The sequence below is a fragment of the Devosia naphthalenivorans genome, assembly GCF_003056355.1.
Lineage (GTDB): Bacteria > Pseudomonadota > Alphaproteobacteria > Rhizobiales > Devosiaceae > Devosia > Devosia naphthalenivorans.
The window spans coordinates 74,125-99,381 of record NZ_PYVW01000009.1; the positions used below are offsets into that span (position 1 = coordinate 74,125).

Consider the following 25,257-nt stretch of genomic DNA (forward strand, 5'->3'; position numbering starts at 1 on the left):
GCAAGAGTTACTATTTTAGCCTTACCGTTATGACATTACGGCGCGGATACACAGAAATGACCGATACTGCACTCGCCTCCCCCAACGTCGTACTCACCGATCGGGCTGCAAAGCGTGTTTCGCGGATCCTCTCCAAGGAACCGGAAGGCACGGTGTTGCGGATCTCGGTTTCGGGCGGTGGCTGCTCGGGATTCCAGTATGAATACAACCTCGTACAGGAAAAACCTGGCAGCGACGATATCGTTCTGCAAAAGGGCGATGCGGTGGTGTTGATCGATTCCATGAGTCTGGAATTCATGGGGGGATCGGAGATCGACTTCGTGGACGATCTGATCGGGCAAGCCTTTCAGATCCGCAACCCCAATGCGGTGGCGTCCTGTGGGTGCGGAACCAGTTTTGCCGTTTAAGCCGAATCCAGTTTAGAGTTTGATGTCCCCGCGCGAGCGGGGATTTCTTTGTGGGGGGAACAAACATGGATCTGGAGCAGCGGCTGGACGCAGTGGTCGATGCGGCCAGGGCGGAACGGCGCATCGTTGGTGCGGTGCTGATGGTGCGGCGGCGGGGCGAAGTGCTGTATGAAAAGGCATTGGGCATGGCTGACCGGGAAGCAGGCCGGCCCATGCAGATGGATGCGATCTTTCGGCTCTCGTCGCTGACCAAGCCGATCGTTGCCGCCACCGTGCTGGCGCTGGTGGATGCGGGCAAGCTGCGGCTGGATGATCCGGTGACGCGGCATCTGCCGGAGTTCAGGCCGCGCATGGCTGATGACAGTACGCCGGAAATCACGATCCATCATCTGCTGACGCATACGTCGGGGCTGAGCAGTGCTTCGATCCTGAGCGAGGAAGAGACCGCAGCGGGCGTCAACAAATGGCGTCTGGACACGGCAGAAATCCTGCGGCGTATGGCTGATATGCCGCTGTTATTTGCGCCGGGGACCGGCTGGTCCTATGGGCCATCGATCGACGTTCTGGGGGTGATTGCGGGAAATCTGGTGGGCGGTACGCTCGAGGATGCGATCCGCCAATACGTTGCCGATCCGCTCGGCATGAGTGACACGCGGTTTACGGTCACCGACGCCAGCCGCCTGGCGGCAGCCTATGCGAACGAGGACAATGGCGCGGTGCTGATGGGCGATCCGCATAGCGTGCCGAACCCATTCGGCGGCATTGCAACTTATGACCCCGGCCGGATATTTGACGCCGAGGCGTTCCAGTCCGGCGGCGGCGGCATGGCGGGAACAGGACCCGATTTCGTGAACTTGCTGGAGACGATTCGATCCGGTGGCGGCGCTATCCTCAAGCCAGCGACGCTTGCCATGGGGCTCGCCAACCAGACGCCGCAACTGACGCAGTCCCAAGCTCCAGGCTGGGGCTTTAGCTATTTCGGCGCGTGGCTCGATGACCCGGCGCTGGCGGGCTCGCCCGCGGCGCAGGGCACCAATCGCTGGGGCGGCATTTATGGGCACAACTGGTTCTTCGATCCGAGCCAGGAATTGTCGGTGATTTCGATGAGCAATACGGGGCTCGAAGGCTGCGACGGGCCGTTCAAGGCCAGGTGCGCGACGCTGTGTATGCCGGCCTCTAGCGGTTGCCGAAGGGCTGGCCAGCTTGTAGTTTCGGGCCAACCGGAGGCATTGAATGCGCATCGCGACCTGGAACATCAACGGCATCAAGGCACGCCTTCATATCCTGCTGACCTGGCTGGCCCAGGAAAAGCCGGACATCGTGGTGTTGCAGGAGATCAAATCGGTCGACGAGGCGTTTCCCCGCGCCGAGATCGAGGCGCTTGGCTATAATGTGGAAACCCATGGCCAAAAGAGCTGGAATGGCGTCGCCATCCTGTCGCTGCTGCCGTTCGACGAGGTGACGCGTGGTCTGCCGGGCGATGACAGCGACGAGCAGGCGCGGCTGATCGAGGGCGTGTTCTCGGTGGAAACCGGCGTCGTGCGGGTGTGTGGGATTTATCTGCCCAATGGCAATCCGGTCGATTCGGAGAAGTTTCCCTATAAGCTCAACTGGATGCGGCGGCTGGAGACTTTCGTTGAAGGCCGGCTGGCGCTGGAAGAGCCGTTCGTGCTGCTGGGGGATTTCAATCTCATCCCCGAACCCATCGATGCGCACAATCCCGAGGGCTGGTGGGGCGATGCGCTTTACCGGCCGGAGAGCCTGGAGCGCTGGCGGACGCTGAGCAATCTGGGAATGACGGATGCGTTGCGGGCAACGACGTCGGAGCCGTCGTATACGTTCTGGGACTTCCAGGCGGGCGCGTGGCGACGCAATGCGGGCATTCGCATCGATCACCTGATGCTGTCGCCACAGGCGGCTGACCGGCTGGATGGGGTCACCGTGCACAAGGATGTGCGCGGATGGGACAAGCCGAGCGACCATGTGCCGGTTGAGGGGCAGTTTAGTTTGTAAGGCTTTGGGGTTGGGCCTGCTGCTTCTAGCGACTCTTACGCTGGCCCCCTCACCCTAGCCCTCTCGCCTGAGGGGCGAGGGAACTAGTTCTGTGGATGCAAGCGCCTTAAAACCCGGCGAACTGCGGTGCGATGTTGTCCGCCAGGCCCTGCGCTTCGGCCTGTTCTTCGGCCGAGGACAGCCCCAGGGCGTTGTTGCGCATTTCTTCGATCCAGCTGGCGTCTGCCGTGCCGGCGCAGCGTTCCTGGGCGATGTTGAGCCACATCAGGCCTTCGACGGGTTGGGCTTCGATGCCGTCGACGCCGCCGAAGATCAGATTGCCGAGCTGAGCCTGTGCCGGGCAATGACCTTTGCGGGCGGCCAAGGAAAACCAGCGGGCGCTCTGGAGGGGATTGATGCCGAGTTCGTTTTCCTTGGTGTAGAGCAGGCCCACCCGATATTGCGCATCGGCGTCGCCGAAATAGGTGGCGGCGTGCAGCAGCAACGCGTGGGAACGATTGGCATCGGCGGGAATACCGGCGTCGGGCAAGCCCTCGCGATAGTAGTCACCAACCTTGACGAACGAGCGCGCGACAATGTCAGCCTCGACGCCCTTGGGCGCGGCGTCCGCGTGCTGATTGGCGATCTGGGCGAAGTAGCCGAAAGCCTTAGCCGGGTCCTTGGCGACGCCTTCGCCGTTTTCATACATGGTGCCGAGCTGCCACATGGCCATGGGCTGGCCAGCGTCGGCCGCATTTTCAAGTGCCGCCAGCAGGTCGCCGCTGGATACACCGCCCCCTGCCCCATCGAGCATGTTGGCCATGTTGAGCGCGGCGTCGGCTGCTGTCTGGGCGTGTGCGGGCAGGCTGGAGGCAAGCAGCCCCATCAAACCCGCCATAGCCACGGAAATCAGGGAGTTGCCCCTAATGGTCCGCATCATACTCCTTTTGTTCGCGACGACGCGAACGAACATGAATTGGCGGGTCCGGCCATACGGGTTCCGCCGGGACGCGCCTGCAGAAGCGGCAGCGTCCGCTGTGTGTTCCGGTAAGTTTTCCTCAAGCAGCGCTCTGCGGAAAGCTTTTGTTAAGAGATAGGTAAACCCGGTTTGTGACCGCATTGAAGCCGAAGTGATCACGAGATTGCGCCTGCCTTTCCGGTGATCGGGCGGCGCAGTTGGGCGCTTACGACAAATGCTGTGGTCACGATCAATTCCTACCCTTTCACCAACAGCTGGACGCCCGGCCAACCTGCTGACTCGAGCAGATCGTGGCGGCCAGCTTGCCGGCTTCGACAAATTCAAGCGGAGTACACAGACGCGACTTCAGCGCGTGCCGAAATGCTCGTGGCCATCCGCCCCCAGATGCCTGTTGCCGTCTGGTTTAGGGTGAGATTGTGGCGACAAACATCGCCAAATCGTTGCCGAGAACGGAAGGGGAATCGATTCAATGGGGTTGTTGCGGAATCAGCACATTTGGGGGGTGGGGGAGTGCCCTGCCCTTGGGAGGAGGAGTTTACTTCTCGTTTCTTGTCAGTTCCATCCACTGTGTCATTCCCGCGAAAGCGGGAAGCCCTGTTTCGAAACGGCGGTTCCCGCTTCCGCGGGAATGACACAGTGAGAATGGGGAAGCCAGTAAGTGCCGGAATGAACTGCCCGAGGGGTGATGAGCATGTGAAGACCTCGTGGCTTTTGGTAGCCACGAGGTCTGGCTCACAGCCTACTTCAAGCGTTCGAGCGCTTCGGCGATGCGGGTGCGGCGGTCGGAGGCGGCGGTGCGGCGGGATTTTTGTTCGTCGATGACCTCTTCGGGCGCCTTGGCGACGAATTGTTCGTTGCCGAGTTTCTTGTCGATCCCAGTGATTTCGCCATCGAGCTTGCCGATTTCCTTTTCGAGGCGGGCGCGCTCGGTTGGGATATCGATGAACTCGGCCAATGGCAGCGCCCAGGTGGCTTCGCCGACGACGAACTGCGCCGACTCGCCGGGGATGGCGGATTGCGGCGAGATGCTATCGAGGCGGGCAAGGCGGGTAATGAGCGAAGTGCCGGCGACGAGGCGCGCCAGGGTCTGCTCCCCTGCCCCCACAACAACGAGCGGCAGCTTGGCGCTGGCCGGCACATTCATTTCGCTGCGGACCGAGCGCACATTGGTGATGACGTCGATCAGCCAGTTGAGTTCGGCATCGGCGGCCGCATCTTTGAGGCCTGCCAGATTGGGCCAGTCGCTGAGGATCAGCATGTTCTGGCGCGCTGGGCCAAACTTGCCGGTTTCCGCCCACAGCTCTTCGGTGACGAAGGGCATGAAGGGGTGGAGGATGGCCAGGATCTGGTCGAGCGCCCAGGCGGCCGTGGCACGGGTCTCGGCCTTGGCGGCTTCGTCCTCGCCCATGAAGACGGGCTTGGCGAACTCCACATACCAGTCGCAGAACGTGCCCCAGACAAAATCATAGGCGGCGTTGGCGGCTTCGTTGAACTTGTAGTCGGTGATGCCCTGCGTAACAGCAGCAGCGGCGCGCGCGGTGGCGCCGACAATCCAGCGATTGAGCGAAAGGCGGTTGGCCTTGGGATCATAGCCCTCGACGCGGCGGCACTCGTTCATTTCGAGGAAACGCGAGGCGTTCCAAAGCTTGGTGACGAAGTTGCGGTAGCCCTCGACGCGGGACATGGAAAGCTTCAAGTCGCGCCCCTGCGCAGCCATGGCCGCGAGGGTAAAGCGGGTTGCGTCCGCGCCGTACTGGTCGATGAGCGCCAGTGGGTCGATGACGTTGCCCTTGGTCTTGCTCATCTTCTGGCCCTTTTCGTCGCGAACCAGGGCGTGCATGTAGACGGTGTGGAAGGGCTCTTCCTCGAGGAATTCGAGGCCCATCATCATCATGCGGGCAACCCAGAAGAAGATGATGTCAAAGCCGGTGACGAGGACGCTGCCGGGATAATAGCGCGACAGCTCGGGCGTCTGGTCGGGCCAGCCCATGGTCGAGAAGGGCCAGAGGGCGGACGAGAACCAGGTGTCGAGCACGTCTTCGTCGCGACGCAACATGCTGCTTGCGGCTGGCTGCTTCAGAAAATCGTCGAAATCATCGACGCTTTTGAAAAGCCCGTTGTCGCCAGCGGTCTGGCGGTAATGCGTGGCCGCCATCTGCAAGGCTTCGGCCTCATCATAGGCGACGAAGGCGTGATTATCCGGGCCATACCAGGCCGGAATCTGGTGACCCCACCAGAGCTGGCGGGAAATGCACCATGGCTTGATGTTTTCCAGCCAGGCGAAATAGGTGTTTTCGTATTGCTGGGGCACGAATTTGGTGCGGCCCTCGCGGACCGCCGCCATGGCGGGCTGGGCCAGCACATCGGCCTTGACCCACCACTGATCGGTCAGGAAGGGCTCGATGACGACCAGCTTGGACTTTTCATCATGGGGAACCATGATTTTCTTGTCCTCGATGTGATCGAGGCCACGCAGCGGGTTTTCTTCAGCAAGTGTGGTGAGTTCGGCAATGATGGCCTTGCGGGCAACAAAGCGATCGAGGCCCCAGAAGCGATCCGGGATATTCTCGTCCGAGCGAATTTCGCCGCGCGTGGTGAAGACGTTGATCTGCTCGAGATTGTTGCGGGTGCCGACTTCGAAGTCGTTGAAATCATGCGCGGGCGTGATCTTGACCGCGCCGGTGCCCAGAGCGGGATCGGCATATTCGTCGGCAACCACCGGAATGCGGCGGCCGACCAGCGGCAGGTCGACAAACTTGCCGACCAGCGAAGCATAGCGCTCGTCGGTGGGGTGCACGGCAATGCCGCTATCGCCCAGCATGGTTTCGGGGCGGGTGGTGGCGACGATGATGTAGTCGCGGGTTTCCCACTCGGTGGGCTTGCCCTCTTCATCGTGAGCAATGGGGAACTGATAGGTTACGCCATCGGCCAGCGGATAGCGCAGGTGCCACATGTGGCCCTTGATCTCGATGTTCTCGACTTCGAGGTCGGAAATGGCGGTTTCCAGCCCCGGATGCCAGTTGACGAGGCGCTTGGCCCGGTAGATCAGGCCGCGCTTGTGCAGTTCCACGAAAACCTTGGTGACGGCGCGAACCATCTGGTCGTCGGGGGCGCCGTTGTCGCCCATGGTGAAGCGCTCGCGCGAGAAATCAGCCGAAGCGCCAAGGCGCTTGAGCTGGTTCATGATGGTGCCGCCCGACTCGCCCTTCCATTCCCAGACGCGTTCGATGAATTTTTCGCGGCCCATGTCGCGGCGGTTCATCTGCCTCTCGGCAAGCTGGCGCTCGACGATCATCTGGGTGGCGATGCCGGCGTGGTCCATGCCGGGCTGCCAGAGCACATCCTTGTGCAGCATGCGGTTGAACCGCACGAGAATGTCCTGGATCGTGTTGTTGAGCGCGTGACCGATATGGAGCGAGCCGGTTACGTTGGGCGGCGGGATCACGATGGTGAAGGGCTCGGCGCCCGGAGCCGCACCCGCGCCCGCCGCAAAGGCATTGGCCTTGAGCCATTCGGCGAAGATGCGCGTTTCGACGGCGCCGGGCTCATAGGTCTTTTCAAGCATAGATCAGGTCCAACAGCAGCGACCCGCCAGGTTGTACATGGCAGGCCGGATAAGAATTTGGGCAGACTTCAAGCAAATGCGGGAGGGCGGGTCAACAGGCAGCTACGGATGGCCGTTGGGAGAGCGCCAACTAACCTCCCCGGGTGTGTTTGACTCGAACTCTGAATGCGGGGTCTTTGTCAGCCGCGTCGTCATTCCCGCGAAAGCGGGAATCCCACTTTTGTGCCGAAGGGAAGTGAGATTCCCGCCTTCGCGGGAATGACGCGGTGAAAATTGAAACTTGGTGCTGGCTCCTCCCTCCCCTCGATGGGAGGAACAGACAGCTGGCAGGCGATCAATCGCCGCGGGCGACGCGGGCGATTTCCTTTTCGACCATGCGCTCGACGACAGAGGGCAGGTTTTCGTCCAGCCACTCCTTGAGCATGGGGCGCAGCATGTCGCGCATCAGGGATTCAATGGTGGCGCCGGAATTGCCCAGCCCCAGGCCGTTAAGCTTGGTGATGGAGCTGCGAACGGCGGCTTGCGTCGCGGGCTCGATCAGCTGCGCGGTGAGGTCGGCGGTGAGCTTGGGATCGGGGAGCGGCGCCGCCTGTGCAGGCGTTGGCTGCGGGCGCGGCGCTGGGCGAACCGCCTCGATTTGTGGCTCTGGCTCGGGCTGCGGTTCGGGCTGGCGGAGCGATACTACGGGTGCGGGCTCGGGCCGCACTTCGGGAATCGCGGCACGCATGGGCTGCGGATCGAATGACGGCAGGCCGTCATCGTCATCATTGTCATCCGCGGCGAAGCCGATGTCTTCTGGATCGACCAGCCGGGTGGCGGCAGCTGGCTCTTCGTCTTCTTCCTCGGCAGCGGTGTCGGCCAGGATCGAGTCGAAACTGAAACCGCCGACATCGTCGTCCTCGGGACGCTCGATGATCTGCGAGGGCGAGAGCGCCAGGGGCTCGATATCATCGAGCATATCGCTGAGGTCGCGGTCGTCAGACTCGCCGATCGGGCGCGCGGGAGTTGCCTGCATGGGCGGGGGCGCGGCCTGGATGGAGGGGCGACGCGGAACCCCTGCTGCGTCGTCATCCGCTATGATCTGCCGGATGGACGACAGGATTTCGTCCATAGAAGGTTCTTTTGGTGCCGGCTTGTTCATCACTGCCTCTTACTCATGCGCGCTCGGACCAGCGGACGGCCAACCGCCTTGGCCGCGACCTGATTCGTGACCAACACCTTAACCCCAGCGGGCCCCAGTGTGAATCGGGGAGGCAATGGACAAAGCCGTCTTCCACTAAAACTTGTGGCCGGGCAAAGCCCAGCCACGATGGAAGGTGCGATAAGGGGAGAAGAACCTACTCGGCGACGGTGCGTAGTTCCTGCCAGACGTCTTCGACGGCCTGGTTGTAGCGAACCGCGGACTTCACCTCGACGGCGAGACCCAGATCGGTCGCGGTCAGGTTACCCATTGCCGCAAAGAGCGAGAACGTTGCGACCACCTTGTTGGACGAGGCGGTGATGAGGCCTTCGCGGGCGGAGGTCAGTTCGGCCTGGGCGTCGAGCACGTCCAGCGTGGTGCGGGTGCCCAGGTCGCGTTCCTGAATGACGCCCTCGACCACTTCGCGGCCGGCTGAAACAGCGGCGTTGGCGGCGGAAATCTGTGCATCGGCACTCTGGATGCCGGCCCATGCCGAAATTACAGCCTCGCGGATCTGGTCATAGGCGGACATGGCGTCCACTTCGGAGCGGATCTGCTCGATATTGGCGCGGCGCACCGTAGCACCGATGGCGCCGCCGGCGTAGATCGGCACGGTAATCTGGAAGCCGAGCGAAGCGGTGAACCCGTCCTGCCCGGCATTGGGCTGGCTCCAGCTCGAGCCGACCTGACCGGTCACCGAAGCGGTGGGGCCGAACTCGGCCTGGGCGCCATCGGAATTGGCCTGAGCTGCGCGGATCGCGGCCTTGGCACCTAGAATCGCGGGGTGCCCGACTTCGGCTTCGGAGATGGCAGCCTGCAGATTGGAGGGAACCAGACGGCCGTAACCGTGGGAGCTATCAAGGGTTTGCGGCGCCACGCCAACATAGCGCTGGAAGGTTGCTTCGCTGATTTCGAGGCTGTTGACGGCGGCTTCGTAGGTTGCCTGGCCCTGCGCCAGACGAGCGCGCGCCTGGGCAACGTCGATGCGGGTGCCCTCGCCCACTTCGAGCCGGTCTTCGGACGATTGCAGCTGCGCGCTGAAGAAGTTGACGTTTTCGCGCCGCAGAGCCACCAGCTGGCGATCGGACAGGACCGACATATAGGCCTGGATCACGGAGAGAAGGACGTTCTGCTCGGTGTTGCGGATCTGAAACTCGGCGGCTTCGGCACCAGCACGGGCGGCTTCGATCTCGGCGTCGGTGCGGAAATTGTCGTAAATGGTCTGGTTGTAGGAAAGGCCGGTGGTGATGGCGCTGCCGCCGCTAAAATCCCCGTTTACCAGGGAACCGGAATAGGTGCCGCCAATCGAAGCGCCGATGGTCGGCCGCTGGCCCGATTTCGCCAGAGCCACGTTTTCCGCGGCGGACTTGGCAGCCAACAGGGCCGATTGCAGATCAGGCGCATATTCATATGCCCTGGTGAGAGCCTGGGTGATCGACTGCGCCTGAGCGCCTGTCACGGCCAGTGAAGCGAGGCTCAGCGCTAATACACTGGCAACCACTTTTCCGCGAAAACTCATACCCGGCTCCAAGTCTTACAACGTGGCTTGCGGTGTCCGGGAAGAATCCGACAGGCGCAAGCCTTGTGAACTATACTGCTTAAAATCTTTATGAAGCGTACCCGACGGGCAACACACCGCACTGAATGATCTAGAATACGAACTCTTCGACAGGTCGCGCATCGAGCATTGGCGGCAGCCAGGCATTGAACTCACTGCGGGCGGCAATCCCCTTGCCGGTTTTGACGAAAACCTTGGCGACGGAAACGCCGCCAGTCCAGACCAGGGCGATCAGCCGGCCGCCATCCTTGAGGGCGGCGAAATACTGGTCGGGCACGGTGTGGAGCGCGCCTTCGACGAAGACCACGTCATATAGATTTTTGCCGATTTCCGGCACGATCTTTGCGTTCGAGAGACCGAGCCGCTCAAGGTTCTGGCGCGCGGTGGCGGCAAGTTCGGCGTCGGGTTCGAACCCGGCAACGCCTGCGGCAAGCCCGGCGATAACGGCGGTTGAATAGCCTGTGCCGGCGCCCACATCGAGGACGGTGTCATCGACGGTAATTTCGGCCAGCTGCAACAGCTTGGCGAACGTGGCGGGAGGGGCGATGAAACGGCCGGAACCAACCTTTTCCAACCATTGTACGCTGTCGATATAGGCGGTGGCGCGGCGCGACTCGGGCACGAACATTTCGCGCTGGACGGCACCCATGCGAGCCAGAATGCGCTTGTCGGTGACGCCGCTGGTCTGCAGCTGGCTGTTGATCATGTGCGCACGTGCGCGCGTGAAATCGGTCATCGGTAGCGCTGCCCCAAATTCATATGCTGGACGTGAGTATCAATGCCGCATGCAACTTGGCAAGCGCGCAACAAGCCTTTTCGCGTCGGTGCTTCAACATAGCTCATATTCCCGTCCTGCGTGCTGTCCATTTGAGGGCGCGGAGGGCCCTACTCCAACAACACCGCACATTCAAATGTATTGGCGGGCGGGCGCTGCATAGTGAGGGGTTCTACGGCAGCCGAGAATTTTCACGCCGCATAGTGCTGAATCTCTCCGTCGGGCGTTAGGTGTTTGTTGAGGTTAACGACCCATGCTCACCGAGGGGCTCGAGGTTGTTTAGATGAGGACAACACATGCCCGAATTGTACATCTTTGGACTGGCCGCTGCTGCCGCAGCCGTCACCTGGCTGATCTTCAATGTGACGGATCATCCGCCGGCCAAGTGAATAGCGCCTATCGCGAACGAATACCCGCGTTACAGCTTGGCTTTGTAGCTGATGGCTAGCTGAATGAATGGCGGAAGCGCTGTGCTGGTCAAACCGTGAGCAACGCCGAAGTCAGGTCTTCCTGACCTCTGACTTGGACTGCTCGGGATCGGTCAACTACCATTTGGTCATCAGTTGTTATGGGTGTGCCGATAACCTGGCCCAGGTGGGGTTATGTGGAGCGGCATCGTGCAGGGAAAGAGGATAATTGGCTGGAGCGCCGCCGCCGTCGCTACCCTTTCCCTAGCCTATGTGGTCATTGGAAGTTGGCAGGCGGCCAACCTTCTCGACAGCACATTGCGGGTTGGTGCCCCAACGGCACAGAGCAGTGGATGGCCTGCCCCCGAAGAACCGGTGGACATTGGTTACGAGGGCGATCCAAGACAGGCCTATGGCTACACCTTTGAGAATGTCACTCTGTCAGGCGAACTCGGCGATCTTCCGGCTTGGTTGATATCTCCCCAACGCCCTGAGGCTTCCGCTCCGTGGGCAATATTCGTGCACGGCATCGGCGGCCGCCGTGAGAACGGCTACCGCTTTTTGCCTGCACTCCGGCAAGCGGGCCTTCCTGTCCTGATGGTCAGCTATCGGAACGACAGCGATGCTGCGGCCGATCCGAGCTCCATGTATGCATTTGGCCTGACGGAATGGCGCGACCTCGATACGGCGGTGCGGTATGCCCTGGCAAACGGCGCCCCATCGGTCGTTCTCGTTGCTGAATCTATGGGCGGCGGCATCGTGGGTCAGTTTCTTCGCCACTCCGATGTGGCAGACACCGCTTCAGCGGTTATCCTTGATGCACCCGCTATCGACTTTCTCGCGCTACTCACGAGACAAATGGATCACATGCACCTCCCCCTGGCCCGTGTCTTGGCCAGAGGAGCGCTACTCATCAGTGATTGGAAAACACCAATCCGCCTGGGGGACGCCGACACGACGGCGGAGCTTGCTTCCTATCCAGGTCCGGTTTTTCTTTCACACGGGTTCGCCGACAGCGTCGTACCGATCAGCAGTAGCGACACTCTGGTTTCCGAGCGTACCCACGTCACTGAGTACCTCAGGACCGGCTCCGATCACATTCAATCCTACAAAGTGGACCCGTCGCGCTTCGTTGCAAGCCTAGGGGCGTTCCTCACCACGCTGCAAGCTCAAGGGGGCCAACCCTGAAGCGCTACGCTCCAACAATGTGCCAGCTACTCGCGGCTGCACTAAGGGCTCGATGCGTTTGCAATGGGTTAGTGGTGGCACAGGGTGGCACCTAACGCGCCAACTCATCCTGAGTTAAGTTTTTGAATTTGCCAAGGATTTTAATGGAGGCCACGTCCGGAATTGAACCGGAGTACACGGATTTGCAATCTCACCGAAGCCCAGCACAGCTGGGGCTTTCAGCTATCCGTGTTGCATCCATGTTGCATCAAGCATCTTTGTAGCGACATCTCATATCAGCGCAGACCTGCAGAAGGTCTCCAGACAGCTCCGACTGCGCCAAGCTGTAGGAATGCCGTAGATCACGCGAGAGGATGACCGCTTCATGAGCAAGGCGCGAAGCGTCTTTGAGGGCAAGATCCTGTCCTTCCTCGCCGAGTATTTCGTATGTCTCTCTGATCCCCCGGTTAGACTGTTGGATCATGAGGCGGAACGTTAGGGCACGGTTCGCCAAATGCAGGTTCAAGGTCGGCCAAACTTCTTCCGCTTCCGGGTACTCCTCGATCGGCGGAACATAGAGAAGATCATCACCGATTTGTCCCCCGCTGCTTTTTGCGTTCTGGTCAGCGAAGAGCGCTTGGACGACGCTCGCGGCGAAGCGTTCCAGTGCGATCGACAGGCGAAGCGCCAAGTAAGACGCCTTTGCTCGTCGATCGAAAAAGGAAATCGACCAGCCAATGGCACCAGTCACAAGGGCGCTTAGAATGCCAGCGGAGGCTGCCAAGGACACAAAGGTCCAAAGCGTCGAGTTATCTTCGCCGTTCATGCAAACAACGAAGCTTCTGCAGCCGCCAGTTCGGCGGCGTCATCGCCCCTTGGAAACAAGTGCCCATAGACGTCCACGGTCATGGTGATGCTGCTATGGCCCAGGCGCTCTTGCACGACCTTAGGCGGGAGCTCGAGTCCACCATCGCTCCGCCGGTTGATGCACCAGCTGGCGTAGAAGTGCCGTAGGCAGTGCATGCCGGTGTACTTGGGGGCGATGACCGGCGGACCTTTTTCGTCGATCTGACCAGTGTCTCTGACGATCCCTGCCCTCTTCCATGCGGCCTCGATGCCAGCATGGGCCAGATATGAGTGCCCCTCTACTCCGCCCTTGGTGTTAGGGAACACCAGGTTGAGCTTGCCCTTTGGGCACTGCAAGCGCCACTCCTTGAGCGTATTGGCGACCATAGGTGTCATGGGTATTTCCCGCTCACCCGATTCCGACTTGGGCCTTCCGATTTCGCGATAGCTGTCGGCGCGCTGATAAACTCGGATGATCTTCTTTTCGAAGTCTACCGCATCCCAAGACAGCCCGCGCAGCTCCGAAGCTCGCATGCCGGTGAAAATTGCCGTCAAGATCACGGGCCGCCACTTGCCCGTTAGAACGGCAATGAGACTCCGGATCTCGGCCGGGGTCGGAATATCAGCACCGATCTTCAGACGACCCTTGGCTCGCTTCTGAGCCCGGTGATCGCTGGCGCCGCGGCCGCCGCGCAGATCCCTAATAACGTTGCGGGCCACCAGCCCACGCTCCTGAGCATCTGCAAGCAGAGAGCCAAGACTCACCAGCACCTTCCGCACCATTGCTGGCGAGCGACCATTGTCGAGCATCCATTCCTCGAAGGTGCGCACACGCGGCACCGACAGCGATGTCAGCTTCTCGCTGCCTAGGTGCGGGTAGATGTGGAGATCGAGGTGATTCTGGTACTGGGCAATGGTGGTGCGCTCGCGCCCTGCCCGCTCCCGAGCCGCTATCCAGAGCTTGCCAGCTTCGCGCACCGAGCAGCTGGCGCCGTCGGCAACGTGCACGCCCTCGCGCACCTCGACGTGTGCCGTGGCGGCGAATGCATCAGCGTCCTTCTTCTTCGCGAAGGTCTTAAGCCGTCGCGTGCCCTGCCCATCCTTGTAGTCTACAACCCAGGAGAACTTGGAAGGATCGGTCTTGGATACCCGCTTACGGACTGACATTGAGCTTCTCCGCACGGTAGCTGTCGGGAATGTCTGGGGTTGGTTTCAAAGATTGCGCAGCGGCGTCTGCGGCTTGCAGTATCTTGGCGGCTCGCTCCACGGTTTGGCCGTCATGGCCGTTTCCGTCCAGATCCAATCGCATCTGGGAAAGCAGCTTCTTCTCGAGTTCATCGACCATGACCTTGATCCCGGACAAACCGAACTCATCGATAAACCCGGCAAGCTCAGGAAGGGCTTCTCGAATCGGCTTGAGAACAACCTCTGAGTTATTTAGCGACTTACCGTCGAGCCCGGATTTCAGAGCCATGATCTGGGCGATTGGGTACATAACAGCCAAGGTGTAGGCGGAGAAAAGTGCCCAAGTAAGTGGTGAAACAAAAGGCCGCTCAAGATCCCCCTTCGGCAAACCGCCATCTGTGAGCTTGTCTGCTCCTACCATTTTCCAAAGCATTTCACCCATGCGCGTGACACTCTCTCCTTCGGCATGCATGCTGCTTGGATTCAGCAATTTCTCCATCCGGAGCCGGGAGGTAATTTCAACGGCTGCTCGCGCAGGCCCCATAGAGATCACCGCCGCCCAGAGCTTTTCCACCGCTTCCAGCTTCCGGTTGTCCAAGGAGGTACGACGCGCTGAGAGTTGCGAGAGGGCACCAGCGCGCAATGCGTTGAGGGCGCTTTCCTGCGCGCTGAGTTCCGCTTTAAGATGTTCCTCTTCCCGTCGAAAGCTGGCCCTTAGGTCCTCAATTTGACGATCGAACTTGTGCTGGATACTGCGTTCGATCGTCCCGCGGTACCATGGTGACAGGATTGCGCCGACGACCCCGAGAAACGCGGTGCTTGTTAGAACAGGCGTCCAGAACTCTTTAGTCGCCATGAGCTCAAACACGTTGAAGCATCTCGCTACGCCTGGTGGCTTGGACGTCACACACGACGATTACTCCTCACGCGGGCTGGCGAAGTCGCCAAGTTGGTTCAGGTATTCGATGCGCTGCTCAATGATCTGACCTTGGCAGATGGGAAAGTGCAGCACCTGACCCTCACGGCCGTAATCACCGTTGCCGTAGTAGAGGCAGGAACCCTCTTTGAAGGCGTTCCAGGCGCGCTGCTCGGTGCGCAGCAGTGTCCGCCCCTCAGGTGTTAGCTCCGGGAACACCTGCTGCCAGGTGTCGTTTAGCTGGCCATCCAAGCGGTCCAGATAATCGCCGCCGCACGCAGACCAGGCTGTGTTGGTGCCGTCTGAGTCTTCAAGGCAGCGATCGTAAATATCATCGGCAGCTGCTGGAGCAGCCAACATTGAGCCAGCAATGCAGACCGTAGAAGCGAAGAGGAATGCGCGGAGCTTAGGAGTCCATGTGCTTTTGTGGAGGCTCATTTGTTGCCCTCGGCATCTCGCGCGCCTTCCCTGGTTTTCTTGAGTTCCTTTGCAAGCGCCAGTACTGCGTTCAACTCCCCCTGTTCACTCCAGATCACCTGATCGCCGTGTACGGAACCCGCTGCTTCTCCCGCCGCAAGCACAACCTCCATCATGTCAAAGGCAATCTCCAGGGGGTCATCTTCCGTCGCTTTTTCCTCGCTGGCGTCCTTCATCCATTGAACCAAGCGCAGCGTCAGCTTTACGGATTGGCTCGCCGTATTCTCGAATACTTGCCGCTGCTCCGCTACCGACAGCCCGATCTGGCAAAGGCGGCGTATCGCTTCACCGCGCGACCTGATGCGATTGGCGAAGCTCCACTCATCAATGGCTTCGAGTTCTGTCGGCGTCATCAACGTGATGATGCGCTGATCCTTCAACTCGTCGGCCATTCCCACGCTCCTGCTAAACATGATCATGTTTCTCACAAGAACAGTTGACACGGCTCGCCTCAAAAGGCAACGTGACAATAGTGCTAAACATGATCATGTTTCTCACGACCATCAACGGAGTTCGAATGTGACCGATAGAGATCTGCGTCAGCGCCGCTTCCCACTGCTCTTGAATGATCAAGAGGCCGAAGCGGTCGCAGAATACCGCTGGAAGAACCGCATACCATCTCAGACTGAGGCCGTTCGTCAGCTCATAGCAAAAGGCCTCGAAGCCGAGGCCACCCACAACACAGGAGAAGCCGCATGAGCTATCAAGAACAGATATCGCAGGCGCTTAAGCAGGCTGCAGAAGAGCGGGTCCTCTCATCCCTCGTAGAGCCAAGCGACGAGCTAGGTGGACGTTCCGTGGACGCCATTCTGTTGCTCCACGAATTGGCCGATCAGTTTGCCGCCGGCGACTATGACGCGGGCTTGATGTCCGAGTACGCGGCACTGATCGAAGATCCCGAACGCGCAGCAGACATGTCTAACGCGCTGTCGGAAACGGTTGCCAAGGTCGGCTTAGAGCCTGGCTACCTTCACCCGGACGACCTTCTCGACGAAGCGTTGGTCCAAGCGGGTCGGGCATGAATACTGCAATAAAAAGGGCCGAGGCTGGCACCTCGACCCTCTCAGCGAGCGCCCTGGCAGGCGCCCCAATGTCAAACCAATGCATGGAGATGACGATGAAAAGTCATAGCACTTCGCGCCCCTCAGGCGCAACGATAAGCATTTCTCCGACCACTCTCAATGACATCAGCGACGAACTGGGCCGGGTGTGCTCGGCCATATTCGCTGTGACAATGGCAGCACAGACCCTTCACCCCGAAGAAGGTGGTGCGATCATGCAGGTAAACGGCGACTCGATGAACAAGATCGAGGCCGTTAGGGCCAAGATCGAAAACATCGTGCACAACGCCATGTTGAAGACAGGCAGCCCCACGCTATGCCCGCCAATGCTTTCCACGATGTCCGTTGATGACCTCTGCAGTGCTGAGAAAGCTGTCTTGGCCGCTCGCCACATCATGGTGACCGCGGCTACCAGTCACGGGTTCAAGGGTTCTGATGACGGTCTCGATGCCCGTCGTAACTGGGCAAATGAACAGTTCGAGCGGCTCGATGCCGAGCTCCTAGCCATAGTGCTCGAACTCGACCGCCGGGACATCACCGATGAAGTCGACCAGCTCACCTACGTGAACGTCAAGGCCTCTGCGTTCGCGCACCTCTCCGACCCTGATTACGACATCAAACTCGTGAGGGCTGCATCATGAACGAGCAGACCGAAAGCCTGGATCTCGTCTGGGGCGCCAAGAACATCGCCAAGGTGCTCGGCTGCACTGAACGGGCCACATTCCACATGCTTGAGGCCGGTGATTTGCCTGAAGCAACTCAGATCGGCCGGCGATGGGTCGCTTCGCGCAAGAAGCTGCGCGAGCGCTTCGAGGGGCAAGCAGCATGATCGGGGCAGTAGCACAGCTGGCTGAACTGAAAGCCGCCGGAGCCGAGAGCGCACAGAAGAGTGCCGAACGGTTCCATGCTATGGGCTTTCGCGGACGAAAGTACCGGCGAGAGCTGAAGGGCGGAACAGAGCAGCTCGCACTAGCCGTCCAAGACGTGGCGTTCTCAAATGGCTTTGATCAGGCCACCGCCGACGAAGTGATCCTGTTCGTCGTCGATGTGTTCTTCCGCCGGCTTTCAACGCTGGAGGGAAGCCGATGACCAACCTCCTACATGATCTCGCCGCCGGCGCCGGCCTGCTGCTGGCTGTCGCCTACGTCATCACCGTCGTCGGGTGGGTGTCGGCATGAACAAGCTCACCCGCCGAACCGAGTACATCACCGCCGGCACCACAACGATCGGTCTCGTGAACTGCACGGATCGCGGCTTTGAAACCTTCGGGCCGTTGGACCAGTACTTAGCGACCTATCCAAGCTTGGAGGCCGCACGAAAAGCACTATTCGAGCTTCACAAGGCTGGTCAGATAGAACACGGGGGCGCCCCATGAGGCGCTCCCTCCCCGCAGCAGTGCTCTTCGACAATGACCCGAGATCGGCGGACGTTGCGAACACCGTGCCGGCCCATGCAGAGGTACAGCGCGTCGGCAACTGCGTGCTAGGTTACACCAAGATGCCGGCAACTATCGGCGGGGCGCAGGGCGCCCGCCAACGGTTCACCCTTCTAGAAATGACTGGACTGGGCAACCGAAAGGCTCTCCGCGCCATAGTTTCGTACCGTCGCGAACAAGGGGTGGTTATTGAGGATGATGGCTCCTGGGCAGCGGTAGCAGCGGACATTGCAGCCTGCATATTCGGGCCGGGGATGACCCTACGCCATGTTGAGGGTCAAGCACTCTACATCGGCTTAGATCATTTGGATCGTGCCAAGCTGCTCCCGTTTTTCAGGCGCGCAGCAGCGCTGCGCAGTCTGCCTGATTACCAACCCCTTACGGGCAAGGAGATTGGGCAAATGATCAAGCTCGATTGGCGCGAGCGGGATGATCTCAGAGTTAAGAAAATCCTAGCCTTCAACGAGTCAACGGAAGATCGTCGTCGACGAAAGGACCGGGATCGTAAGGCAGCTGCGCGCGCTGAGCGCGCCGCCTCCAAGGCCGTAAAGCCTTGGGAGGAATTGGGAATGGCGAAGTCCACCTACTACTACCAGCGACAGACTTGGACCAAAAACGTCGGCGTTTCCACTGTAGAGGGGAACGCCGACAAAAACAGTCCAACGCCGGGGAACGCGGACGCTTCTAGTCCAACTTTTGGACCGCCTGCGCGTAGCGCACCAGTCCTCATGGGGAACGCGGACAGAATTGGTCCAACCAGCACCAGATCAGAAGGAGGCAGTAAGTGACCCAACTCGACCTTTGTCGGGAAACTCCGAAAAATCCAACCGCTTGCGCACTGCTGTTGCCTTTCCCCATCGCCCGCCGCCGAAAGCTGATCCTCAAGACCGTCAGCACAATACTGGCCCGCAAAACCACCGAGGGTCAGCAGTCATACTGGACGAACACGATCAACAAGCTTGGTGCTGAGCTTCGCCGATACGGTGCTGACCAGGCTGAGGTCGATCGCCAGCTGCAGGCCTTCTACTTTGCAGTATCAGCAGAACTTAGCCGAGCCACTCACCAGCAACCAGGAGGTGCGGCTTGAAGATGGATCATGCAAGCACCTGCTCGTCATTCTCCAAGATCCCTATAGAGCCGAACGCTGCCATCCTCATCCACGTCACTCCCGAAGCCGTAGTAGGACGCCTTCGCAGCATGAGTGACGCCGAACACGTCGTCATAGAAGATCTCGATCTCCAGAAACACTTCATCGGACTTGGCCTGTTTCACCACGTTCAACTTGTCTCTTACAGACGGCGCGAGATCGAAATCTGCCGCCCGAGCATCATTTGGCGCGAGGTCGGAGCGGCTTTCCCCATCTTCACTCTCGAGGGGGCTCTCACCGTCTACAGAGCCCAAAAAGAGTTTGTACTCGACCCAAATGCCCGTTGCGGGGGTCTGTCCCGCATTCACGAACGAAAACTGGATCTCGTATTCACCACTCGACATGTGAGCGACGATCGCCCGGGAGATGATGATGTAGGCCCGGACCTGCGCTTGCCCGATATCTCTCGCCCCCTCAACAGCAGCCAACGATGCCGCAACTGCTTTATCCGCAGCGTCAGCGCTGCGCTTAGCCTCCCGCAGAGTACGGTAGATCAGGTAGAGGCCTCCCGCGCCCACAACAGCCGAAGCAGCGGTGATCACGACCATCCACCAAGCTGCAGCAGCCATACTCCGCTGCGCCCCAAGATCAAGATTGTTGGCGGGGTCGGGCACGCTTGCAATCCAGGGCATGCCCGGCAGCATCGCCACCAACATCACACCGCCAAGGACACCAGCGCCAAACAGTATCGCCCCGGAAGCACCCTCACCAACATTCATCGACTGCCCCCGAATCCCCAGCGTCGAATAGGCAACAGGCGGAAGCTAGCGGTCAATGGCGGTGCTGCATGATCGATGACATCCTCCGCCCTGGAGAGTACGTTGGAGTAAAAGAGGCCGCGGCCATCTTCAAACTTGAGGAGCGCACCCTGCGCCGCTGGTATCGGGACGACCCAAGGATCGGCCGTCGACCACTCGCCGGTGGTCGCATTGAACTCAGTCTACCCGCAGTGTTGATGTCACGCGCGGGGCGCGCTGATTTGTTGGATCTATACGCCCAAGGGAAGCGGGATGATCCAGAGGTTCAGCTGTTCATCCAAGCATCCACAGTTTGAAGTACACCATGTCCGTCTGTGTACATTGAAGCCCTCTATGGCGGCTGCAAACCGGACCGCTAGCGTGATTTGATGCTTCTCAACGGAGGCATCAATCATGGCCCAAACCCGCCGACTGCCGCTTCGCGGCGGCAATGTTCTTGAAGACTTTTGCGAGGCACTGATCATAGAGAGCAACCGCTCTGGTCAGTCCGTAAACGAGGTCATCATCCGCGCCGCTGGCGAACGCCTGGCCCAGCGTGGCCTGCAGTTCACTGGCGTATTCGAGCCCGGTGATCTGGACCAGTTGGGCATTGCACGATGAAACCGGAACTGGTTCGCGTAGCCGAGCTCGCCCGCACCCACCCCTTTCAGCCGATGCTCCCGACACCGGCGCAGGTCCTCGAGGCTGCCGAGATACGTGAAGCTGCCGAAGCACAGTTAGCTCTGCGGAACCCGTACGCCGAAGTGCTCGCGGAGATCATCTGGCCCCATGAGCGACCGGCGCGGGTGCCCAGCATTGGACGAAGAACATGAACACCAGCAGCAGCAGCTCGGGTCGCGCCGGCGCGCTGTTGGCATGGGCCCGCGGGCGATTTCCGCGGGCCCAACTTATCTGAAAGGACGGTCGCATGACCAAGAAGACCGCATATGAGCTCAGCCAGGAACGCGCATGCATTTTCAGCCAGCATTTCCGAGCGCTGATTGAGTCCGAACGTTTCGAAGAGGACACCCACGGCGCCCATGCTGAAGCCAATCGGCTGACCGATCTGCAGTTGGCAGGTGGCGGTTCAACAGATCCCCTAGCTTCCAACCTATCGAGCACGGGCGGAGGCAGCGCCAACAGCAGCCCGGCCCAGAAGCCAGCGGAGTACGGCGACTCCTGGGCTGAGGTACTCGGCACGAAGTGCGAGAAGCCCGCTGCAAATCACACGTCCAATGATCACCGCCCCGGCGACACCAGCCTCTGGGATGAAGTCATCGCCGAGCATAATGCCGAGCGGCAGCGCCATCGGCGATAGGAGACTCACATGAAGTTACTGACAAACAAATCGTCGGAAAGTACCCCCGAACAGCGCCTGAAGGCGGCTCTTGCCACTGACCCCAACGTCGCCACTGCTCTTGCAGCACTGCAAGCTGCTACAAAGCGGTACTCTTCCATCCGGGAAACTCTCCAGGACGACACGATTGAGACCCGTGCCGTTGAGCGGGAGGCAGAGACCAGGAAGGTCCTTATCCGAGCACAGGCTCTGAGCGAAATTGGCAACACCACCGCAGAAGATGTTGCCACGGCTCGCAAGGAGCACCAGGCAGCCAGCGAGGCCCTGCAGGGTATCGCCGGCCGCGATGAGGTGCTGACGGACGAGCTGCGAAAAGCCCAGGCCGAAGTCGCCGAGCGTCACGACAAATTGGATGATCTGCTATCCGCTTGGAAAGCAAACGTCACCGAAGCGGCACGGGCGACGGCGGCCGAAGGGGTTCGCCTGATCCAGCTCGCGGCTTTTTCACAGTACGACCTTGGGCTGACTTGGAGCGCACCGCGCTACGTTTCTGAAATCGGGGAATGGCTCTCCAATAACGCCATTCAGTCGAGCCCAGAGCAGAAGTCTCCCACTGTGGCGGCCTCCGCCGACGAGGCAGTCCAAGCTCTCCGCCGCGCGGCCAGCCTGAAGTCAGAAGAAGTTCGAGCGCCCCGCCGAGTGGTCTCCGTTTCGCAACCCCCACACAAAATTGCTCCCACATACAGCGCGCCCGGCATACCGGCATCGTTGACACATGATCCGTTGGGGAACCCTCTTCCAGAGGCCAAAGCAATTCTGGAGCGGCGTGCCAAGGAGAAGGCAGCGCGGAGCGCCCCCTACCCGGACGACCGAGCCGGTGTGGAAGAGGTACGATGATGGAGGCTCAAACCGTGACCGACAGCACAACCCCGGCCGCCGAGGCGGCGCCCATCGGGCCCAGGTACCTGGCCGACACACCACGTTCCGTCACCATCCCGCTCCAGCACCCTTTCGAGCTGAACGGAGTGGAAGTTCGGGAAGTCACCGTGCGCCGGCTACGCGGGTTTGAAGCCAAGCACTTCGCTCAGGCCAGCTTGCTCGCAGCCCAGGCGGGTAGAATCGAGCCCATGTTTCCGGGAATCGACATCTCGGCAGAAGGCTATTCAGCCCTTGATGATGACGATGTCTATGCCATCGACGAGGCCGTAGAAGTTTTTTTGCCCGCCCGCTTCCGAGCCCTGGGCGCGCTGGCGGAGAAAGTTCAGGGCTCAAAGGAAGACGACAACTCGCACACTGGCGATCCATTACGAGCCTGATCGCCAGCGAACTCCATCAACCCATGAGCGAGATCCTCTCATGGTCTTGGGACGAGATCCTCGATCGCTTCGCTGATGCGATCGATCTGAAACGCCAAGCTGCCATCATGGCAGGCGCCCGGATGAAGGGATAAACTGATGGCACGCACCCTAGTCGGCATACTGCAAATCCTGCTCAGACAGGATGTCACTCAGAAGGCGCCCGAGATCAATCGGGCGCTTGCTTCAATCCAGGGTGCCGCCAACCGTCTTGGCAGTGCCCCGTGGGGAGCGGCATTCGATCGGCAGCTCGACAAGCTGAAGCTTACCCCAGCCGAACGCGCGGCAATTTCCAGTAGCTATGGCCTGCTAGCCCGGGACATCAACGGCAAAATCGCCAAGGCCGATTTAGCAACTTGGCGACACGCCACTCTTGGGCATTTCGCGGCCGTCCGCACTGGCATCGATGAGGCGAATGCCAGTGCCAGGCGCTTCCATACCACGGTGGGTAAGATGGTCCGCATGGGGCTGATCACCTTTGGCGGTGTGGGTGGCCTCTACATGGGCTCAAGGGCCGTCCACGGCGGTGCGACGGCAGCGTCTGAGGAATGGCGGCAGAAGGCTGAAGCCCGATACTCCGGCTTGCCAGAGGAGGAGCGCGATGCCCTTTGGAACCAATCAGTCAAGCTAGCGGGCGAGCGCCGGCTGAACAACGCGTTGGTGTTTCAGATGCTACGCGAAGCAGCGCTTGCGATGGAGACCACGGACGATGCCATTGCCGTGTCGGACGCGATGGCCCAGGCACTGCTCTACCTGTCCAACACTTTGGGTGCAGATGGTGCGGTGAACGGCCTGCGTGGCTTTAACCGAGCCATGGACAATGTCCAGAACATCACTCCGGAAGAATATCACAAGTCGCTGGAGGCTTATATTCGAGCCCAGCAGATGACCGGCGCAGACATGGATCCCACGGCGTTTGCCGAGGCTATCAAGTACTCACGGGCTGCTGGCAAAATCTTCTCAGATGAGTATTTGTTTCAATGGCTACCCTTCCGTATTGCGGAGGTCGGCGGCTCAGATGCAGGTACCCAGCTGCGAGCCTTCTCTGACAACACGATCGGCGGCACCGCCACTGACAAAGTCGAGGACTATCAGACCCAGATTGGCGTCCGCAACGAAGACGGCACCATGGCCTATGCTGCCGAGTTGCTCCAAAATCCCGAACGATGGATCAACGAGCGTCTAGTTCCTGCGCTTGAAGCCGCCGGCGTCAACACCAAAGACAATGTTCAGCTTGCCCAGGTGCTCAACGATGTGGCCAGCAACCGGCTTGCTCGAGACTTCATTCTCAGTGCCATCACCAATTGGGACCAGAAGCAAAGGCTTGTCGAAAACCTACCGCGCACGGCCGGCCTTGCAGCTGCCGACGACATACAGGACGTGAACCCGTTCGCCACCTTGGACGGCCTGGTGGATTCGCTGGAAAATCTCAGTGGTGCCGCCGGCAACCACATCTTCCCTGTGATTATCCCGGCAATGAATAGCCTCGCAGACACCATCAACTCCATGGCCGCCGGCATCCGCGAGATGCCTGGTGGGGCTTTCGGGCTCGCAGCTGGTGGCGTGGGGCTTGGCCTTCTGGGTGCATGGAAGGTTGGGGCTGGAATGATTGCTCTGACCACGGCAGGCCCATCCCTCCAGACCGCCGCAGTGATGCTCCAAGGCGCGGCAACCTCGCTTGGTGGTACAGGAGCCGCAGCGGGTGCTGCTGGAGCAGCAAGCAACCAAGGCTGGCTTGCAGCTGCTCTCACCTGGCTGAAAGGTGCAGGTGTTGTTGCGGCGCCAGCAGTCGCCGCCGAGCTGGTGACTGGGCAGCCCGGATCCATGGAGGAATACGAAGCCCAAGTAGCAGAGCAAGGTCGGATCAAGACGCAGCTGTGGGACATGGTCAACAGCGTGCTTGGTACGGGTAGCGCTGAACCCCCTCCACCCCTTCCGTCACCCTATGATGACCTAAGCCCCGCGGGTGCCGACGTCATGCCAGGCTCGCCAGGATGGGGTGCTTCGCTGGACTCGCAGTTCGGGTCGGGTGCTGGGCCCCAGGTAGACACAGGCCAGATCGACGCTGCCGGAACGGCGGCAGACACTGCCGCTGGGAAGCTTCAGGTGCTCAATGGAACGCTTGTCCCGAAAGTCGACACAACGGACCTGCAGCATGCTCTCCTGCTTGCAAACCGCCTGTCAGCTGCTTTGCAGGGCATAGGCGGGCTGATGCAGAGCCAGTCGACAAGTGTGCGCGACCAGGTCAACGCCTCCTACGCGGACTACGGGGTTGCGCCTTGACCACCGTCATGGTGCGCGGGAATGCGGTGGAGATGGACGAGCGGGGCAAGCCACTGCCCCGCCGCTCAAATCTCTGGGCTGTGCGGCTGGGTTACTGGCACGGCCGCGGTTACTCGGCCCGGGTGATAGCGGAGAAGCTTGGAGAGGGCACGAGCGAGGCAACCGTGAGAGGTCAAATCCGCAAAGCAGGTGTTCTGTCGGACGTTCCCCTGCGCGCAGTGATTCCGATCAACGTGCCGCACTGGTGGCGAGACATTCTCAGCCGGCATGCTGAAGCCCGCGGCCTCAGCCTCGATGAGCTGATCTGCCAGGTTCTGGAGTCCGCATTGATCCTGGATGATCTTTACGACGCAGTGACGGACGGAAAGTATCAGGGCGCCTAGTTTACGGGTACTGCGCGAATATTTCGCACATGCCGCAAGTCAGCCATTCAGTTTCAAGGTGAGGCCGGGTGCATTGAGTCCCGCCTGAACCAAGAACAAGCCGAC

General features: G+C 60.3%; 30 protein-coding genes. 19 read left to right on the forward strand and 11 right to left on the reverse strand.

Annotated elements, in window-relative coordinates; genetic code table 11:
- The first annotated feature begins 56 nt into the window (after positions 1-56).
- The 3 genes from C8264_RS12565 (at position 57) to xth (ending at position 2,420) form a co-directional block, all read left to right on the forward strand.
- The gene (locus C8264_RS12565) at positions 57-407 is read left to right on the forward strand and encodes a HesB/IscA family protein (protein ID WP_108461331.1); all 351 of its coding nucleotides are present in this window, start codon (positions 57-59) and stop codon (positions 405-407) included.
- A gap of 65 nt (positions 408-472) precedes the next feature.
- Entirely contained in the window at positions 473-1,798 is a 1,326-nt protein-coding gene (locus C8264_RS22540) for a serine hydrolase domain-containing protein (RefSeq protein WP_162783614.1), read from the forward strand.
- Positions 1,695-2,420 carry an exodeoxyribonuclease III gene (xth, locus tag C8264_RS12580; RefSeq protein WP_245893155.1) on the forward strand — a complete coding sequence of 242 codons (726 nt, stop codon included), beginning with the start codon at positions 1,695-1,697 and terminating at the stop codon, positions 2,418-2,420. The genes C8264_RS22540 and xth overlap by 104 nt, the downstream gene beginning before the upstream one ends.
- A gap of 106 nt (positions 2,421-2,526) precedes the next feature.
- Here xth and C8264_RS12585 read toward each other — a convergent pair whose 3' ends face one another.
- From C8264_RS12585 to C8264_RS12605, 5 genes are all read right to left on the reverse strand, one after another.
- Positions 2,527-3,339, reverse strand: a complete 813-nt coding sequence (locus C8264_RS12585) for a tetratricopeptide repeat protein (RefSeq protein WP_162783615.1) — start codon at positions 3,337-3,339, stop codon at positions 2,527-2,529.
- Between the two features lie 778 nt (positions 3,340-4,117).
- Positions 4,118-6,943: a valine--tRNA ligase gene (locus tag C8264_RS12590; protein ID WP_108461334.1), complete on the reverse strand. Its 2,826-nt coding sequence runs from the start codon at positions 6,941-6,943 to the stop codon at positions 4,118-4,120.
- Positions 6,944-7,277: 334 nt separating this feature from the next.
- On the reverse strand, positions 7,278-8,084 hold the full coding sequence (locus tag C8264_RS22730) for a PopZ family protein (RefSeq protein ID WP_108461335.1): 807 nt from the start codon (positions 8,082-8,084) through the stop codon (positions 7,278-7,280).
- A 196-nt stretch (positions 8,085-8,280) separates the two neighbouring features.
- Positions 8,281-9,642 carry a TolC family outer membrane protein gene (locus C8264_RS12600; RefSeq protein ID WP_108461336.1) on the reverse strand — a complete coding sequence of 454 codons (1,362 nt, stop codon included), beginning with the start codon at positions 9,640-9,642 and terminating at the stop codon, positions 8,281-8,283.
- A 130-nt stretch (positions 9,643-9,772) separates the two neighbouring features.
- Entirely contained in the window at positions 9,773-10,417 is a 645-nt protein-coding gene (locus C8264_RS12605; RefSeq protein ID WP_108461337.1) for a protein-L-isoaspartate O-methyltransferase family protein, read from the reverse strand.
- Between the two features lie 641 nt (positions 10,418-11,058).
- Here C8264_RS12605 and C8264_RS12610 point away from each other — a divergent pair.
- Complete coding sequence (locus C8264_RS12610; RefSeq protein WP_108461338.1) at positions 11,059-12,051, forward strand: alpha/beta hydrolase; 993 nt, start codon at positions 11,059-11,061, stop codon at positions 12,049-12,051.
- Between the two features lie 247 nt (positions 12,052-12,298).
- Here C8264_RS12610 and C8264_RS12615 read toward each other — a convergent pair whose 3' ends face one another.
- From C8264_RS12615 to C8264_RS12635, 5 genes are read right to left on the reverse strand one after another with little or no spacing between them, the layout of a single operon-like run.
- Entirely contained in the window at positions 12,299-12,856 is a 558-nt protein-coding gene (locus tag C8264_RS12615; protein WP_108461339.1) for a hypothetical protein, read from the reverse strand.
- A complete protein-coding gene (locus C8264_RS12620) occupies positions 12,853-14,043 on the reverse strand; it encodes a tyrosine-type recombinase/integrase (RefSeq protein WP_108461340.1) in 1,191 nt (396 codons plus the stop codon). Before C8264_RS12620 ends, C8264_RS12615 begins: the two co-directional genes overlap by 4 nt.
- Entirely contained in the window at positions 14,030-14,929 is a 900-nt protein-coding gene (locus tag C8264_RS12625) for a hypothetical protein (protein WP_162783616.1), read from the reverse strand. The genes C8264_RS12620 and C8264_RS12625 overlap by 14 nt, the downstream gene beginning before the upstream one ends.
- A 48-nt stretch (positions 14,930-14,977) precedes the next feature.
- Positions 14,978-15,415 (reverse strand): lysozyme inhibitor LprI family protein, encoded by a 438-nt coding sequence (locus tag C8264_RS12630; RefSeq protein ID WP_245893148.1) that lies wholly within the window; start codon positions 15,413-15,415, stop codon positions 14,978-14,980.
- Positions 15,412-15,846: a hypothetical protein gene (locus C8264_RS12635; protein ID WP_162783617.1), complete on the reverse strand. Its 435-nt coding sequence runs from the start codon at positions 15,844-15,846 to the stop codon at positions 15,412-15,414. The genes C8264_RS12630 and C8264_RS12635 overlap by 4 nt, the downstream gene beginning before the upstream one ends.
- A gap of 127 nt (positions 15,847-15,973) precedes the next feature.
- On the opposite strand from C8264_RS12635, the gene C8264_RS12640 reads away from it, so the two are divergent.
- The 8 genes from C8264_RS12640 (at position 15,974) to C8264_RS12675 (ending at position 19,037) form a co-directional block, all read left to right on the forward strand.
- Positions 15,974-16,153 carry a hypothetical protein gene (locus tag C8264_RS12640; RefSeq protein ID WP_108461344.1) on the forward strand — a complete coding sequence of 60 codons (180 nt, stop codon included), beginning with the start codon at positions 15,974-15,976 and terminating at the stop codon, positions 16,151-16,153.
- Positions 16,150-16,476: a hypothetical protein gene (locus C8264_RS12645; protein ID WP_108461345.1), complete on the forward strand. Its 327-nt coding sequence runs from the start codon at positions 16,150-16,152 to the stop codon at positions 16,474-16,476. Before C8264_RS12640 ends, C8264_RS12645 begins: the two co-directional genes overlap by 4 nt.
- Before the next feature lie 95 nt (positions 16,477-16,571).
- Positions 16,572-17,156, forward strand: coding sequence for a hypothetical protein (locus tag C8264_RS12650; RefSeq protein ID WP_162783618.1), 585 nt, complete (start codon positions 16,572-16,574; stop codon positions 17,154-17,156).
- Positions 17,153-17,344: a hypothetical protein gene (locus C8264_RS12655; RefSeq protein WP_108461347.1), complete on the forward strand. Its 192-nt coding sequence runs from the start codon at positions 17,153-17,155 to the stop codon at positions 17,342-17,344. The genes C8264_RS12650 and C8264_RS12655 overlap by 4 nt, the downstream gene beginning before the upstream one ends.
- Entirely contained in the window at positions 17,341-17,604 is a 264-nt protein-coding gene (locus C8264_RS12660; RefSeq protein ID WP_108461348.1) for a hypothetical protein, read from the forward strand. Before C8264_RS12655 ends, C8264_RS12660 begins: the two co-directional genes overlap by 4 nt.
- Before the next feature lie 85 nt (positions 17,605-17,689).
- On the forward strand, positions 17,690-17,890 hold the full coding sequence (locus C8264_RS12665) for a hypothetical protein (RefSeq protein ID WP_108461349.1): 201 nt from the start codon (positions 17,690-17,692) through the stop codon (positions 17,888-17,890).
- Positions 17,887-18,738 (forward strand): hypothetical protein, encoded by an 852-nt coding sequence (locus C8264_RS12670; RefSeq protein WP_108461350.1) that lies wholly within the window; start codon positions 17,887-17,889, stop codon positions 18,736-18,738. Before C8264_RS12665 ends, C8264_RS12670 begins: the two co-directional genes overlap by 4 nt.
- Positions 18,735-19,037, forward strand: coding sequence for a DUF6074 family protein (locus C8264_RS12675; RefSeq protein WP_108461351.1), 303 nt, complete (start codon positions 18,735-18,737; stop codon positions 19,035-19,037). The genes C8264_RS12670 and C8264_RS12675 overlap by 4 nt, the downstream gene beginning before the upstream one ends.
- Before the next feature lie 26 nt (positions 19,038-19,063).
- On the opposite strand, the gene C8264_RS12680 is transcribed toward C8264_RS12675, so the two are convergent.
- A complete protein-coding gene (locus tag C8264_RS12680) occupies positions 19,064-19,816 on the reverse strand; it encodes a hypothetical protein (RefSeq protein ID WP_108461352.1) in 753 nt (250 codons plus the stop codon).
- A gap of 68 nt (positions 19,817-19,884) precedes the next feature.
- Here C8264_RS12680 and C8264_RS12685 point away from each other — a divergent pair, with 68 nt between their 5' ends.
- The 7 genes from C8264_RS12685 to C8264_RS12720 all read left to right on the forward strand — a co-directional run bounded on the left by C8264_RS12685 (position 19,885) and on the right by C8264_RS12720 (position 25,152).
- Positions 19,885-20,151 (forward strand): hypothetical protein, encoded by a 267-nt coding sequence (locus tag C8264_RS12685; RefSeq protein ID WP_108461353.1) that lies wholly within the window; start codon positions 19,885-19,887, stop codon positions 20,149-20,151.
- 97 nt (positions 20,152-20,248) lie between these two features.
- Positions 20,249-20,455, forward strand: a complete 207-nt coding sequence (locus C8264_RS12690; protein ID WP_108461354.1) for a hypothetical protein — start codon at positions 20,249-20,251, stop codon at positions 20,453-20,455.
- Between the two features lie 307 nt (positions 20,456-20,762).
- On the forward strand, positions 20,763-21,152 hold the full coding sequence (locus tag C8264_RS12700; protein WP_108461356.1) for a hypothetical protein: 390 nt from the start codon (positions 20,763-20,765) through the stop codon (positions 21,150-21,152).
- Between the two features lie 9 nt (positions 21,153-21,161).
- Positions 21,162-22,028: a hypothetical protein gene (locus tag C8264_RS12705; protein WP_108461357.1), complete on the forward strand. Its 867-nt coding sequence runs from the start codon at positions 21,162-21,164 to the stop codon at positions 22,026-22,028.
- Between the two features lie 14 nt (positions 22,029-22,042).
- Positions 22,043-22,447, forward strand: a complete 405-nt coding sequence (locus C8264_RS12710) for a hypothetical protein (RefSeq protein WP_162783619.1) — start codon at positions 22,043-22,045, stop codon at positions 22,445-22,447.
- A 138-nt stretch (positions 22,448-22,585) separates the two neighbouring features.
- Complete coding sequence (locus tag C8264_RS12715; protein ID WP_108461359.1) at positions 22,586-24,769, forward strand: hypothetical protein; 2,184 nt, start codon at positions 22,586-22,588, stop codon at positions 24,767-24,769.
- Positions 24,766-25,152: a hypothetical protein gene (locus C8264_RS12720; protein ID WP_108461360.1), complete on the forward strand. Its 387-nt coding sequence runs from the start codon at positions 24,766-24,768 to the stop codon at positions 25,150-25,152. The genes C8264_RS12715 and C8264_RS12720 overlap by 4 nt, the downstream gene beginning before the upstream one ends.
- Positions 25,153-25,257: the final 105 nt, after the last annotated feature.

What these genes read in the sequence shown, in the direction of transcription:
- C8264_RS12565 (WP_108461331.1), top strand. Translation starts at nt 57, where the DNA reads ATGACCGATACTGCACTCGCCTCCCCCAACGTCGTACTCACCGATCGG.
- C8264_RS22540 (WP_162783614.1), top strand. Translation starts at nt 473, where the DNA reads ATGGATCTGGAGCAGCGGCTGGACGCAGTGGTCGATGCGGCCAGGGCG.
- C8264_RS12585 (WP_162783615.1), bottom strand. Translation starts at nt 3,339, where the DNA reads ATGATGCGGACCATTAGGGGCAACTCCCTGATTTCCGTGGCTATGGCG.
- C8264_RS12590 (WP_108461334.1), bottom strand. Translation starts at nt 6,943, where the DNA reads ATGCTTGAAAAGACCTATGAGCCCGGCGCCGTCGAAACGCGCATCTTC.
- C8264_RS22730 (WP_108461335.1), bottom strand. Translation starts at nt 8,084, where the DNA reads ATGAACAAGCCGGCACCAAAAGAACCTTCTATGGACGAAATCCTGTCG.
- C8264_RS12600 (WP_108461336.1), bottom strand. Translation starts at nt 9,642, where the DNA reads ATGAGTTTTCGCGGAAAAGTGGTTGCCAGTGTATTAGCGCTGAGCCTC.
- C8264_RS12605 (WP_108461337.1), bottom strand. Translation starts at nt 10,417, where the DNA reads ATGACCGATTTCACGCGCGCACGTGCGCACATGATCAACAGCCAGCTG.
- C8264_RS12610 (WP_108461338.1), top strand. Translation starts at nt 11,059, where the DNA reads ATGTGGAGCGGCATCGTGCAGGGAAAGAGGATAATTGGCTGGAGCGCC.
- C8264_RS12615 (WP_108461339.1), bottom strand. Translation starts at nt 12,856, where the DNA reads ATGAACGGCGAAGATAACTCGACGCTTTGGACCTTTGTGTCCTTGGCA.
- C8264_RS12620 (WP_108461340.1), bottom strand. Translation starts at nt 14,043, where the DNA reads ATGTCAGTCCGTAAGCGGGTATCCAAGACCGATCCTTCCAAGTTCTCC.
- C8264_RS12630 (WP_245893148.1), bottom strand. Translation starts at nt 15,415, where the DNA reads ATGAGCCTCCACAAAAGCACATGGACTCCTAAGCTCCGCGCATTCCTC.
- C8264_RS12635 (WP_162783617.1), bottom strand. Translation starts at nt 15,846, where the DNA reads ATGGCCGACGAGTTGAAGGATCAGCGCATCATCACGTTGATGACGCCG.
- C8264_RS12645 (WP_108461345.1), top strand. Translation starts at nt 16,150, where the DNA reads ATGAGCTATCAAGAACAGATATCGCAGGCGCTTAAGCAGGCTGCAGAA.
- C8264_RS12650 (WP_162783618.1), top strand. Translation starts at nt 16,572, where the DNA reads ATGAAAAGTCATAGCACTTCGCGCCCCTCAGGCGCAACGATAAGCATT.
- C8264_RS12655 (WP_108461347.1), top strand. Translation starts at nt 17,153, where the DNA reads ATGAACGAGCAGACCGAAAGCCTGGATCTCGTCTGGGGCGCCAAGAAC.
- C8264_RS12660 (WP_108461348.1), top strand. Translation starts at nt 17,341, where the DNA reads ATGATCGGGGCAGTAGCACAGCTGGCTGAACTGAAAGCCGCCGGAGCC.
- C8264_RS12665 (WP_108461349.1), top strand. Translation starts at nt 17,690, where the DNA reads ATGAACAAGCTCACCCGCCGAACCGAGTACATCACCGCCGGCACCACA.
- C8264_RS12670 (WP_108461350.1), top strand. Translation starts at nt 17,887, where the DNA reads ATGAGGCGCTCCCTCCCCGCAGCAGTGCTCTTCGACAATGACCCGAGA.
- C8264_RS12680 (WP_108461352.1), bottom strand. Translation starts at nt 19,816, where the DNA reads ATGAATGTTGGTGAGGGTGCTTCCGGGGCGATACTGTTTGGCGCTGGT.
- C8264_RS12685 (WP_108461353.1), top strand. Translation starts at nt 19,885, where the DNA reads ATGATCGATGACATCCTCCGCCCTGGAGAGTACGTTGGAGTAAAAGAG.
- C8264_RS12690 (WP_108461354.1), top strand. Translation starts at nt 20,249, where the DNA reads ATGGCCCAAACCCGCCGACTGCCGCTTCGCGGCGGCAATGTTCTTGAA.
- C8264_RS12700 (WP_108461356.1), top strand. Translation starts at nt 20,763, where the DNA reads ATGACCAAGAAGACCGCATATGAGCTCAGCCAGGAACGCGCATGCATT.
- C8264_RS12705 (WP_108461357.1), top strand. Translation starts at nt 21,162, where the DNA reads ATGAAGTTACTGACAAACAAATCGTCGGAAAGTACCCCCGAACAGCGC.
- C8264_RS12715 (WP_108461359.1), top strand. Translation starts at nt 22,586, where the DNA reads ATGGCACGCACCCTAGTCGGCATACTGCAAATCCTGCTCAGACAGGAT.